The 12,161-nt window shown below is 43.3% G+C and carries 12 protein-coding genes; 6 read left to right on the top strand and 6 right to left on the bottom strand.

Annotated elements, in window-relative coordinates; translation table 11 throughout:
• Positions 1-420: 420 nt before the first annotated feature.
• Both HEQ19_28680 and wecB read left to right on the top strand, forming a co-directional pair.
• Complete coding sequence (locus HEQ19_28680; GenBank protein WYM02868.1) at positions 421-792, top strand: hypothetical protein; 372 nt, start codon at positions 421-423, stop codon at positions 790-792.
• 255 nt (positions 793-1,047) lie between these two features.
• Complete coding sequence (gene wecB / locus HEQ19_28675; protein WYM02867.1) at positions 1,048-2,160, top strand: UDP-N-acetylglucosamine 2-epimerase (non-hydrolyzing); 1,113 nt, start codon at positions 1,048-1,050, stop codon at positions 2,158-2,160.
• A gap of 45 nt (positions 2,161-2,205) precedes the next feature.
• Here the strand turns inward: wecB and HEQ19_28670 are convergent, their stop codons facing one another.
• On the bottom strand, positions 2,206-3,681 hold the full coding sequence (locus HEQ19_28670) for an NAD(P)/FAD-dependent oxidoreductase (protein WYM02866.1): 1,476 nt from the start codon (positions 3,679-3,681) through the stop codon (positions 2,206-2,208).
• Between the two features lie 12 nt (positions 3,682-3,693).
• Entirely contained in the window at positions 3,694-3,816 is a 123-nt protein-coding gene (locus tag HEQ19_31445; GenBank protein WZI67247.1) for a hypothetical protein, read from the bottom strand.
• Between HEQ19_31445 and HEQ19_28665 the strand changes: the two genes are divergently transcribed.
• Both HEQ19_28665 and HEQ19_28660 read left to right on the top strand, forming a co-directional pair.
• On the top strand, positions 3,810-4,592 hold the full coding sequence (locus HEQ19_28665) for an ATP-binding cassette domain-containing protein (GenBank protein ID WYM02865.1): 783 nt from the start codon (positions 3,810-3,812) through the stop codon (positions 4,590-4,592). The two genes, HEQ19_31445 and HEQ19_28665, sit on opposite strands and share 7 nt — an antisense overlap.
• A gap of 53 nt (positions 4,593-4,645) precedes the next feature.
• Positions 4,646-6,082, top strand: coding sequence for an MlaD family protein (locus tag HEQ19_28660; GenBank protein WYM02864.1), 1,437 nt, complete (start codon positions 4,646-4,648; stop codon positions 6,080-6,082).
• A 376-nt stretch (positions 6,083-6,458) separates the two neighbouring features.
• Here HEQ19_28660 and HEQ19_28655 read toward each other — a convergent pair whose 3' ends face one another.
• From HEQ19_28655 to HEQ19_28640, 3 genes are all read right to left on the bottom strand, one after another.
• The gene (locus HEQ19_28655; GenBank protein WYM02863.1) at positions 6,459-6,875 is read right to left on the bottom strand and encodes a DUF4363 domain-containing protein; all 417 of its coding nucleotides are present in this window, start codon (positions 6,873-6,875) and stop codon (positions 6,459-6,461) included.
• A gap of 304 nt (positions 6,876-7,179) precedes the next feature.
• Complete coding sequence (locus HEQ19_28650; GenBank protein ID WYM02862.1) at positions 7,180-7,347, bottom strand: zinc ribbon domain-containing protein; 168 nt, start codon at positions 7,345-7,347, stop codon at positions 7,180-7,182.
• Positions 7,348-7,571: 224 nt separating this feature from the next.
• Positions 7,572-8,024: a hypothetical protein gene (locus HEQ19_28640; GenBank protein WYM02861.1), complete on the bottom strand. Its 453-nt coding sequence runs from the start codon at positions 8,022-8,024 to the stop codon at positions 7,572-7,574.
• Between the two features lie 606 nt (positions 8,025-8,630).
• Here HEQ19_28640 and HEQ19_28635 point away from each other — a divergent pair.
• The gene (locus tag HEQ19_28635; GenBank protein WYM02860.1) at positions 8,631-8,975 is read left to right on the top strand and encodes a hypothetical protein; all 345 of its coding nucleotides are present in this window, start codon (positions 8,631-8,633) and stop codon (positions 8,973-8,975) included.
• Between the two features lie 145 nt (positions 8,976-9,120).
• Positions 9,121-11,235 (top strand): pentapeptide repeat-containing protein, encoded by a 2,115-nt coding sequence (locus HEQ19_28630; protein ID WYM02859.1) that lies wholly within the window; start codon positions 9,121-9,123, stop codon positions 11,233-11,235.
• A gap of 231 nt (positions 11,236-11,466) precedes the next feature.
• On the opposite strand, the gene HEQ19_28625 is transcribed toward HEQ19_28630, so the two are convergent.
• Positions 11,467-11,964 carry a DUF29 domain-containing protein gene (locus HEQ19_28625; GenBank protein WYM02858.1) on the bottom strand — a complete coding sequence of 166 codons (498 nt, stop codon included), beginning with the start codon at positions 11,962-11,964 and terminating at the stop codon, positions 11,467-11,469.
• Positions 11,965-12,161 lie beyond the last annotated feature (197 nt).

The raw sequence follows: 12,161 nt of genomic DNA, 5'->3' as shown, positions 1-12,161 counted from the left end.
CCACCCTGTTAGATGAGAAATTATTCCCAGATTATGAATACAAGTTGGTAGCAATTAACAGCAAAATCATTAGCAGCTAATTTTTTCAGCCCGCCCAGAAAATTATGAGAGCCAAAGTCAATTTATATAAGAAATGTTAAGCGCTATCCAGCCAAGGTATTGATAAACCATCTGAGAACCTAAAGGTCATTAGGTTCTATTCCTTTCGATAGATGGCGGAATCGAGCATTGTCTCTAATTGTCAACTTGAGTTTACATTCATAATTACAAAACATTAAGTGTAAAGTTTAGTAAACAAATGCTCATTTTTTCAGTAGGTTTTTATATACTGAACATCACTGAAGGAAGAAATTAGTTTGGTCGCCAAAAGCGATAGACCATTGAAGTTAAATTTTTGCTGTGTATTTAGGAGGAAAAGTCATGGTTTCGGCGGAAAGCTCTAATCTGGGTAAGACCTACTCCTGGTTAATGATCAAAAGCTTTTTGATCTGGACTTTCACATTGGCAGTATGCTTATTGGTTGTCGGTTTTCCATTAGTTGTTTTTATGGCTACTGTTGGGTGTCTGTTGTCGATAGTACTGCAATCAGTAATGCCTGTTAGCGCTGTTTTGCTTGTAGCTGGGGGCTTGATTCTGTTTAATGTCATGGCGGTCATGATTACTGCTGGTGTATTAACTGTTAAGGGTGTACATCCGAAACAAGTTAAATGGTTGAGTTGGCTACATGGAGAGGCAGAGCAAATGCAGACTACCGTCTACGCTGCTTGTCCTTTAACCTGTGAAATCAAATAACCCTCACTGCTCAATTCGACAAACAGCGCATCTACCCGGTTCAGCCGGGTTTTTTCATGGTTTTTTGTCATTAGTCATTTGTCATTTGTCCGTAGGGGCGCAAGGCCTTGCGCCCCTACAATAGGAGACGCTAGGCGAAGGCGTCCCATAAATCCACGCTGAAAAATTTCCACAGTTAGTGACGAATGACTATTGACTAATGAGCAATGACTAATGACCATTGACTATTGACCAATGACCAATGACTTTTGACAAATGACAAAAAAGCGAGTTTGCATTATCCTAGGTACTCGTCCCGAAGCAATTAAACTAGCTCCGGTGATACAGGTCTTTCAAAAGTCCCCAGACTTTGAGTTACAAGTAATTTTGACTGGACAGCATCGCGAAATGGTTGAGCAAGTAATGCAGCTGTTCAACTTGAAGGCCGATGGAAACCTAGAGATTATGCAGCCGCAGCAATCTCTGAGTGATATTACCTGTCGCAGCTTGCGAGGCTTAGAAGGATTATTTCAACAAAGCAAGCCTGATTTAGTCATCGTCCAGGGAGATACGACCACCGCTTTTGCTGCAGCCTTGGCAGCATTTTACCAAAAAATCCCTGTAGGTCATGTAGAAGCTGGGTTAAGAACTGATGACATTTACAATCCTTATCCAGAAGAAGCTAACCGACGGCTAATTTCGCAAATCACCCAGTTACACTTTGCACCAACACCTTTGGCTGTGGAAAATTTGCAGCGTTCTGGTGTTGTGGGTAAAATTCATCTCACAGGTAACACGGTAATAGATGCACTGTTGAATGTAGCTGCAACCCAACCAGATTGCAATATACCAGGCTTAAACTGGGATTCCTATCGGACAATGCTTGCAACAGTTCATCGGCGCGAGAATTGGGGCGAACCACTACAAGGAATTGCTCAAGGATTTTTACAAATATTAGACAAATTTCCCGATACAGCCCTGCTGTTACCATTACACCGAAATCCTACAGTCAGGGAACCATTACAAGCGCTATTAGGGAATCATCCGCGAATTTTCTTGACAGAACCCTTAGATTATGCAGAACTAGTGGGAGCAATTGGGCGATCGCATTTTTTACTCACTGACTCTGGTGGGTTACAAGAAGAAGCACCCAGCCTGGGAAAACCAGTGCTAGTCCTCAGAGACACCACAGAAAGACCAGAAGCAGTGACTGCAGGTACAGCCAAACTTGTCGGAACTAAAACCGAGAACATTGTTGCAGCTGCAGCCGAATTGCTAAGTAACCGAAGCGCCTATGACACAATGGCGAACGCAATTAATCCCTTTGGCGATGGTCATGCTGCTGAGTACATTTTGCAAATTGTGCAAAATTACTTGGGTTTTGAGTAATCTGGGGATTGGGGACTGGGGACTGGGGACTGGGGAATAGAGGATTTATCCGATCAGCGTATTGGCACATAAAATACCTGAAGCCGCCACTGCTGGGACACCAATTCCCGGAATGGTGCTATCACCGACGCGATATAAACCCTGTATGGGCGTGTGTGTGCTGGGAAACATCCCCTTACCAGCTGCTATAGCCGGGCCATAGGTTCCCTGATATCTTCGCAAATAATGGGCATGAGTGAGGGGTGTACCAATCAGTTCCAAGACCACACGCTCACGGATATCGGGGATAATCTGCCCTAGGGCGCGATATAAAGATTGGGCTTTCTGCTGTTTTTTCTGCTCATATAAATCATTGCGTTCCCATCCAGTGTAGGGTTCGAGGGTGTAAGCATGAACTACATGATGTCCATCAGGTGCAAGGGTTTCATCCCACACACTGGGAATTGATATCATACAAGTATTTCCCGGTGTGGTGATATCTAGGAGAGAATCGTGAACTACTACATGGTGTCCCGTCAAATTTTCTAACCCTGCAGCCCGGATACCTAAGTGTAAATGCATAAAACTTTCGACTGCTGGTGTATCCAGAGCCACTTGACGATCAGCCGCTGGCAAATCTTCAGGACGCAGTAGGTGATTATAGGTATCCCAAATTGTGGCATTGGAAATTACTATGGGTGCCTTGAGAATTTCACCCTGGCGCGATCGCACACCCAGGACTTTACCAGATTCCACCAAAATTTGCTCAATATGGCATCCCAGACGCAATTCACCACCCCAACGTTTTAAGCCCCGCACCAAAGCCTTGACAATTGTCCCACTACCGCCCACAGGATACTCAACACCAGCACGGGTGCGTTCACCCAAAATAAATGCTACCTCTGGGGCGATTGTCTCGTGTGCCTTTAAACCAGAAAGCAGAAAGCATTCTAAATCGATCAGCCGCCGTACCCAAGGGTCATTGACTGTTGTATCCATTACATTCCCCACAGAACCCTGAACCATCGGCAAATAGGGCAGCATTTTCAGCAAAGATGGTAAATAACGCCTCAGTAACACCAGTATCACCTGCCAATCTGCCCTCAGAGCTATGGTAGGAATGCCCTTCATCGCCTCATATAGCCCTAGTAACCGTTTTTCAAACAGTTGGAGTTCTTTAGCACCTTGGGGCGTAATTTTATGCACCTCATAGTGATAACGCTCGGCATCACTATAAATTGCCACAGTGCCTTCAGGAAAATGGTAGTGTCCTAATGGATCATAAGGTATAACTTGGATGGATTCACCGAGAACATCCAAAACTTGTTTGACAGGATTAAAACTCTCGGCATCCGTCAGTCCACAATAGAAAGAAGGACCAGAATCAAATTCAAATCCTCGTTGTCTAAAACCATGAGCAGCACCGCCAGCAATTGTATGACTTTCACACACAATCACTCGTTTACCATAACGCGCCAGTAAGCCCGCAGCACATAACCCGCCGATACCGCTACCAATAACTATGACATCAATATCTTGCATTTTTGTCAGTTGTCAGTTGTCAGTTGTCTTCAGTTTATTTTCTACTAACCAATGACAAATGACCAATGACCAATGACAAATGACAAATGACCAATGACAAATGACCAATGACCAATGACAAATGACAAATGACAAACCCATTAATTGAATTGAAAGGTATTTCTAAAACCTTTGGTAGCAATAAGGTGTTAGATAATGTGGATTTGAAAATTGACCGGGGGGAAGCAGTGGGAATCATTGGTCCTTCGGGGACTGGTAAATCCACGGTTTTACGGATGATTGCGGGATTACTAGCTCCCGATGCTGGGGAAATTTATGTGCAAGGGGTGCGGCGAGATGGTTTGATTGAGGATGGCACTGACCCCATCGATATTGGGATGGTGTTTCAGCAAGCAGCATTATTTGATTCGTTGACAGTAGAAGAGAACGTGGGATTTTTACTATATCAAAATTCCAAAATACAGCGATCGCGCATTCGAGATATGGTACATGAAAAATTGGATATGGTCGGTTTACCAGGAATCGGTCATCTCTACCCATCTGAACTTTCTGGAGGGATGCGAAAACGGGTAAGTTTTGCGCGTGCGATTATGTCTAACCCCGATAGCCCCAAGGAAGGCGCAGAACTTTTACTCTACGATGAACCGACAGCCGGACTTGACCCAATCGCCTCAACCGTAATAGAAGATTTAATCCGCCACTTACAACAGGCTCAAGGAGTCTGTAGCACTTACGCCATTGTAACTCACCAAGACAGTACTATTCGTCGCACCGCTGACAGACTTGTGTTTTTGTATCAAGGTAGAGTGCAATGGCAAGGTAAAGTTAGTGAAATAGATACCACAGACCATGCATTAATTAGACAATTTATGAGTGGTAGTGTGGAAGGTCCGATACAAGTAGTCGGGTAGCAAGTGAGGACTTCACTCCTCACTTCTAACTAATTTTTGGGTGGAGGAAAAACATGCGATCGCGAACGTTTAGAGAAGGTTCTGTAGGGATATTGATCCTAGTGGGACTGGGGGTATTTGGGTTAGTAGTTTTGTGGCTGAATAGATTTACTTCGACGCGCAATTCATACAAAGTTATTGTAGAATTTGCGAATGCTGGCGGGATGCAAAAAGGGGCACCAGTCCGCTACCGTGGCGTGAAAATCGGCGCAATTTCTGCTATTCGACCAGGGCCAAATGCTGTGGAAGTGGAGATTGAAATTGCCAAATCTGACTTGATTATTCCCAAGGATGTAGTGATCGAAACTAATCAGAGTGGACTGATTGGCGAAAGCATCATTGAGATTACACCACAAAAACCCTTATCTTCTGGGATTGTGGCGTCTAAACCACTAGACCCAAATTGCGATCGCAATCTAATTATTTGTAACGGCTCTCGGTTAAAAGGTGATATTGGTATCAGTCTTGATCGACTGGTTCGCAGCAGCACCGACTTAGCGACTACCTATAATAACCCAAAATTTTATCAAAACGTCAATAAGCTGCTGGAAAATTCCTCAGTAGCAGCATCCAGTGTCACTGCCCTGACTCGGGATTTGCGGGGTTTGACTAAAAATGCTCAAACACAACTAGGCACATTTTCAGCTACTGCTAATACAGTCCAACAGGCGACAAATCAACTAACAGCATCGAGTACAAAAACACTCGATCAATTCGGTACAACAGCTAAGGAATTCCGCTCAACAGCAAAACAATTTACTTTAACCGCCAGTCAAGCCAATCGTCTACTGACTAATCTGGATAATCTAGTAACATCCAATCGTTCTGGGCTGGTTAACACCTTAGACAATATCAGCAAAACTAGTAATAAACTACTCGTGATAGTCAACAGTTTCACCCCCGCAGTTAATCGGTTATCCCAAGGAGAATTACTCAAAAACTTAGACACTCTCTCCGCGAATGCAGCGGAAGCATCAGCTAATTTGCGGGATGCTAGTAAAGCCTTAAATGATCCCAATAACCTCCTGCTAGTCCAAAAAACCTTAGACTCAGCACGAGCAACATTTGAAAACACCCAAAAAATTACCGCTGATTTGGATCACTTGACAGGTGATCTAGAGTTCCGAGAAAATTTGCGAAGATTAGTTAACGGTCTGAGTAAATTAGTGTCATCCACAGACCAGATGCAACAGCAAGTGCAGGTGGCTACTACCTTAGACTCACTCAAAGCAGGCGTCATCACACCAGATGAGGTAATTCCTACCCCAACCACCAATCAACAACCAACCACCATTAATCTCTCATCTACTGCCATTAAAAGTGCTGAAAAAGAACCTCAGCCAATCCCTTCTCCAGTTACTCCCAACTTATCCCAAGAAGTTCTATTAAAGCAACTGCGAGAGTATGGAGAACAACGGAAGAAAGGGGAAAATCAGGGTACTTCCAAATAATTTATTTGTTGGAGTTCCCCTATGTGAGGACGATTATTGCGTAGGGGCGCAAGGCCTTGCGCCCTGACATTTGCAACGACGCCAAAAACTCTGATTTTTCCCTATGTGAGGACGATTATTGCGTAGGGGCGCAAGGCCTTGCGCCCTGACATTTGCAACGACGCCAAAAACTCTAATTTTTCCGTGCTATGAGGGGATTAGGTTTTTGAGACTTAAATGTTAGTTACCCAAAATACTTTTAAAACTAGGACTTACTCTCCGGGCACATTAATAATCGTAGGGTGTGTGACGCTGCGATAAATATTGTACGCCAAGACTTGTGGCGTCACGCAGCATTCTTTAAATGTGACACTAGCGTAAGTCCTGAAAACATCCTCTAAGACTTAGAAACAGCAGTGATGCTTTTTTCTAATAACTGCAGTGCTGACAACAATTTTTGTTTTTGGGGTTTAGATGCTTTGAGTTCTCCTGTAATCTCATCGCTACTTTTTTCTATAGCTTCATAGTTTTTAGGCGATTTAGTTTTAATCCCGTCTTCTACTTCTTTCCAAAAATCCTCAAATTTGTCAAATTCTTTTTTAGCTTGGACAAAATTGCCAGATGTAACTGCAGTTTTAGTTTTAGCTACTACAGCTAGTAAACCATTATTACCCTGAGTAAATTTTCCTGTTGCTAGGCTAGCTTCAGGAGTTGCTGCTGGGGTATTAGTGCTAGCTTGTTCGCCGCCATTACAGCCTACCAAAGTCAGCAAGCTGATACCAACAATAATTAACATTGGTTGGAAACGTTTCATTTTATTGTCTATTCCTTGATGAATTTTTGACACTCTCAGGTCTAAAGACACTGAGATTTTTTAATCAAAGACGTTGCTTACTCAGACAGGATTACTGTAACCTGAATAGAGGCATCATCTGCTACATAAAATCTGGACAAATCCAGACATTACTTGACGTTTCAACGGGAGCATGGGAGCGCGTAGCCACTGGATGTCCAGGCACGGTTTAGCGATCCTTTGCATATTTTTCGAGATTTTTAAATGCGTTTAAATCTCTGTCTGACCTGTGCTGACATATTTTACAGTCGTAAACCCGCTGTGATCAACTAATTTCTTGAATTTCTCCACAATTTGCACAAGTTTTACTAGATGGGTAAAATCTATCTACAAATACAACAGTTCCATCATATCTAATTACTTTATATTCTACTTGTCTACTACAGTCCAGGATTGCTGCCATTTTGGTAGAAACTGTTACCTGCTGCGACATTGATGATGATGTTTTCGCTGGCGATCGCCGCTAATTCATCACCAATTTCATAGCCAGAGGTGGCTGTTGTCCAGTTTTGGCTATCTCCTAGAGATAGATTGACATAGGCAATGTTATATGTATTCCTGCTGGGGGCGACCCATTGCTTGGCTCTTTCTAAGTCAGAGAAACTACCAGAACCGCTATCTTTAAAGACTTTGAGGATAATCAGATTAGCGTCGGGACTACTTATTGGATATTTTTTTAATTTGTCGCGAAATCGAGAGTGTATAGTTAAACTTATCTGGGGATAAATCGCCTATATACCCTATATACAGCAAGTATTTGCCTGGCTGCCAATAACCAGAAAGTTCTGCCTTACCGCCAGAGTAGCTATCTGCTAGAACACAAAAGCGTCCCCCTGGACCTGAAATCAGTAGGGTTGGTTGTCGCTCGCTCTCTACTGTTAATCGCAAGTAAGGTAGTGGCTCTTTAATCTCGATAATTTGATTGGGTGCAGTGTTTATATTACCGCAATTACCTTTAGCTCCTCCTCCCGACGTTCCATTCAAAATCAGTGGATCTTGATTAAACTGGGAATTAATTTCGATCTGTGGCGTCTCGGCTTGAGCTTTGGTCAGCACCAAACTCATCGCTAAAGCTGCAGCAACAACCGTAAATAGTCTAGGCGTTTTCATAATGAAATTAATCCTCCCAGTTTTTTCAGGAGAGCCATATTTTATAGATCATCCGAGTTTATAGACGATCGCCATCCGTCTGTGTTCCAAAAGAAACCGTATCAATTTTTATTTTATTTATTCAATTAATGCGGGTTTTTTACTTCAGAAAGATAAAAATAGCAATCCTGTAGCAATCATATGGAGTAGGCATTGCCAGCCCTACCGAAATCATATTATCCATAAGTGGTGTAAGTTGTGAAGATCAGGATTATCATGGAGTAAATAAACTTTAGCAGGTAAGCTTTATTACATAAAATACTGGAGTAACATCTGATAGAAATTAGCACCCTGAAGCGATCGCCATCTCTGTACCATTTGGGAATGTCCGGATTTTAGATGATTAATGATGAAATCCTGGCTATAGACCTGATTGAAAATTTTATGTGTGTAGAGTTTAAACAAAATCATACCGAAGCCAACAAAAGAAAAACATAATATTTTCCGGCCGCGAAAGTTCTCGCAAACACTGACAGACATTAGCTAAAATCACAAACAAAACCGCCAATAATGGGATGCGGTTGGTCTGTTGTTGAGTAAGTGTCTTAGCTGAGGTAAAAAAGATTAATGAATCCTGAAAGAGACGAAGACTTACAGCGTCGCCTGGAAAATCTAGAGGCCGAGATTAATTCACCTACAGTCGAGGTGTCCAAAGAGAAAGAACCTAGACCTACATCTGGGTTTAGTTTTCCCGACTTAAACTCGCACCTAAAACGATTGCGGGGTTGGTTTGATGGCTTGTCGGGGACGAAAAAACTAGTAGCTGTAGGGGTGACGGTGTTATTAGGCTTTGCGATGTTGCAAGCAGTACTTAAACTCGTTGCTTCTGTGATCAGTTTGGCACTCTTGGCAGTGTTGGTGTATGTTGGATACAAATTTTTTGTGTCTAGTAGCTTTCAACGTAAGCAATAATACCGCTAGACAGAATTCAAAAAGCTGACTTTCTCAGCTTTTTAGTGATTTTGTACACCCATAGCGGTTTTTCACAGGGTAAGGTTAGTCTATTTTAACTACGCCGAGAGCGGTATACAAATAAAGTCAAGGGGAATTATTTAGCATGACGACGCCAATTGTCAGGAAAAACACTAATCAAAATCGTTCACAAGAACCAGAAAAAACTAATTCAATCCCGTTAGTGACGAGGCGCTTTGCTGCTTGGACTGTTGAAATTACACTGGTGGTTGTCAGTGGATTGGTTCCCTTCGGCTTAGGCGCCTATGCCAATTCCAGAAGCGAACTCAACCGAGTCCCGCTGAACCCGGTATTGGTGGTAACAGAGAGAGCGATCGCCCGCCCTTTAGCTTTACCTGTCAGTTATGGTATCCATAATGTCGCATGGCCGACTAATATCTTGTGGACAGTAGCCCTGTTAGCGCCTGTAACCCTCTCAGCGTGGCAATTGTATTTACTAGGGAAAACAGGTAGCACTATTCCCAAGCGCTGGTTTGGTGTGCGAGTGGTGAATGAGGAAGGTAAGCCGCCTGGTTTTGGGACAGTTTTGGTGCGAGAAGGAATTGGTCGCTGGTCTGTGCCAATATCCGTTGCCTATCTGTTGTGGCGCTACAGCTTACTGTTTCCTAACTTAGGTGTTTTCACGGTTTTAGCTCTGTTGATGGTGTTGGCAGAAGGAATGGCTTTGCCATCACGACAGGGGCGTCGGGCACTGCACGATTACTTGGCGGGTACTTACCCCATAGATGCCAACCGTCCCTTACCATCCTACCTTGTTGCTAACCAACAGCAAGAAGGAAATGAAGAAATCCGGGCGTCAGCAACCACAGAGTCCTCTAGCCCTTGGGCGCAGATCCGCCGCTACCCTAATCTGGCGCTGACTGGTGTCGCTCTTGTCAGTATGGCTGCGGTGTTATCAACTTTAGTTGGTACTCAAGTTTACAGCCAAACCCAAGAAACTCAGCGCAAATCTCAACAGATTAATAGCCAGCAGTTTTTGGTACTAGTCCAACAATTAAATCCCAATTCTACTGCTAGCCAGGAAGAGCGTCGCAGTGCAATTCTGGCTCTGGGTACTCTCAATGACTCACAGGCTAACCAATTTCTGACGGATTTGTTGGTAACCGAAACAAACCCTGTCCTAATTGATACAATTCAACAAGCTTTAACAAATATCGGACCCAAAGTCATACCCGAATTAAAAACCAAAAATCAGTTTCTCACTGGCGAGTTAGCATCTGTGAGCAATGTACCCCAAGAGCAGGAAGTCAGACAAAAGCGCTTACAACTCAACCAACAGGCAATTAACAAGATTCTGGCTGTTTATAGTGGTCAAATCAACGACATCGATTTGAGCAGTACGCAATTGGGTAACAGCGGTTCTGGTGATAGTCCCTCCTTCAGCTTGGTCTTAGAAAATGTTGATTTATCAGGGATTAAGTTCAAATCCGCCAATCTTAACCAAGCCAGTTTTAAGGGTAGTCGTTTCCGGGGCGTCGGTGAAGATGGACGCTGGGATACCTACGACGATGTGATTGCTGATTTGAGCCAAGTTCAGATGAAACAAGCCAATCTCAGTAATGCTAACCTCAGCCGCGTGGTCATGAATCGCAGCGATTTAAGCCGCGCCACCCTCAACAAAGCCAACTTATCTAATACACGACTGATTGAGGCTAACCTCAGCAGCGCCCAACTAGTAGGAGCCGACCTGCGTGGTGCAGTGTTAGAAAATGCCAGCCTCACAGGAGCAGATTTAGGTGATGCAAAATTGAACGAAGCCAATTTGTATGCAGCTCGTTTAGGTCGGGTAAATGCGATCGGCACACAATTATCCTACGCCAACTTAACTAAAACCGATTGGCAAGCATCAGACTTATCTGGTGCCGATTTTGAACATGCCAATCTCACCAATGCTAACCTGAGTGCGACTCGTCTTGCCGGTGCTGTTTTGCGCTCTGCTCAGTTACAAAACGCCAACCTGCAGAATGCTGACCTCACTTTAGTAGATTTACGGGGAGCCAATGTAGCAGGCGCTGATTTTCGCGGCACAGCTCTCTGGGACAGCAAACAAGACCCAGCAGATCAATTTGTCCAAACACCAGCCAAAGGCGCAAAATCTGCAGTAGTCCAAGGCGTTGATTTTACACAAGCCAAAAATTTAGATCCTAAGCAACTAGCTTACATTTGTACTCAAGGAGGTATTCATCCTCGTTGTCCCTAGTACTCTGTCAAGATAAAAATGATAGACTGTAGTGCGGGCATCTTGCCCGCGTGAGCGAGACGCTCACACTACCAAAAATCCCTCAAAACAAAATTGACAGACTACTAGGGAACCTGGGGGGATGGGGAGAGGAGGACCTCCTCATTCTCCAAGACTGCTCGGTTAGCAATTTTCATGCAATAACCGCACATATCCGTAGGGGTGCAAGGCCTTGCGCCCCAAAAGCGTGGTCTATTTACTTTCTTCAGGTAGCCAATTTTCATCTAAAGCTTGTTCAGGAGTCACAATTGGCTCTAAAGGAAAGATTTCTGCTTCAATACCAGTTTTAACAATTGTAATATCTCTAGCGTCTTGATAGGCTTCGGTAAAGACTTCTAGTAAATAAGGTTTGAGGCTAGGATTTCTTTTGAGCAGTTTTTTGAGTTGTTTTCTCTGCTCTATAATTGTACCTTTCCATCCTCGACTATTATAGTTTCTTTCTTGATGCCAATAAGTTAGTTTGAGCAGATGCTCAAATAAGACAAGTAAGCGATTTTCTAATTGATGTTTTTGTTCGTTACCCAAGTCTTCTAACTCTTCTAATAAATTTTCCCAATCTAGGGAATTCAACTCTCGATTACGGATGTTTTGAATAGTAGTTTGTATCCATTGATAAAAATCTTGGCTATATAAAGCTTTTAAGTAGGTCGGCGCAAATAAAGCGTACTGGCTATGTTCGTCATTTGTCATTTGTCATTTGTCATTGGTAAGAGTTTGGGCATAGTATTGTATACACTTGCCTACTGTCTACATAATAGTCAACTTAGTCAAGCTCTTTCAGTGTCTGATTCATATATTTGTGAACTGGCGACAACTATTTATATGCTACAACAGTTACATTCTGTGGAGAAACCTCTGCTCTTCTTAGGAGACAACTGGCGAATGGG

The organism is Gloeotrichia echinulata CP02, assembly GCA_038087035.1.
GTDB lineage: Bacteria > Cyanobacteriota > Cyanobacteriia > Cyanobacteriales > Nostocaceae > Gloeotrichia > Gloeotrichia echinulata.
Note: the sequence above shows the minus strand (reverse complement) of the source record. Positions and strands in the feature narration are given on the sequence as shown.

Bases quoted from the DNA above. Each gene is read 5' to 3' on its own strand.
- wecB (WYM02867.1), top strand. From the start codon at position 1,048: ATGACAAAAAAGCGAGTTTGCATTATCCTAGGTACTCGTCCCGAAGCA.
- HEQ19_28680 (WYM02868.1), top strand. From the start codon at position 421: ATGGTTTCGGCGGAAAGCTCTAATCTGGGTAAGACCTACTCCTGGTTA.
- HEQ19_28630 (WYM02859.1), top strand. From the start codon at position 9,121: ATGACGACGCCAATTGTCAGGAAAAACACTAATCAAAATCGTTCACAA.
- HEQ19_28635 (WYM02860.1), top strand. From the start codon at position 8,631: ATGAATCCTGAAAGAGACGAAGACTTACAGCGTCGCCTGGAAAATCTA.
- HEQ19_28660 (WYM02864.1), top strand. From the start codon at position 4,646: ATGCGATCGCGAACGTTTAGAGAAGGTTCTGTAGGGATATTGATCCTA.
- HEQ19_28655 (WYM02863.1), bottom strand. From the start codon at position 6,875: ATGAAACGTTTCCAACCAATGTTAATTATTGTTGGTATCAGCTTGCTG.
- HEQ19_28650 (WYM02862.1), bottom strand. From the start codon at position 7,347: ATGTCGCAGCAGGTAACAGTTTCTACCAAAATGGCAGCAATCCTGGAC.
- HEQ19_28670 (WYM02866.1), bottom strand. From the start codon at position 3,681: ATGCAAGATATTGATGTCATAGTTATTGGTAGCGGTATCGGCGGGTTA.
- HEQ19_28640 (WYM02861.1), bottom strand. From the start codon at position 8,024: ATGAAAACGCCTAGACTATTTACGGTTGTTGCTGCAGCTTTAGCGATG.
- HEQ19_28665 (WYM02865.1), top strand. From the start codon at position 3,810: ATGACAAACCCATTAATTGAATTGAAAGGTATTTCTAAAACCTTTGGT.
- HEQ19_28625 (WYM02858.1), bottom strand. From the start codon at position 11,964: ATGACAAATGACGAACATAGCCAGTACGCTTTATTTGCGCCGACCTAC.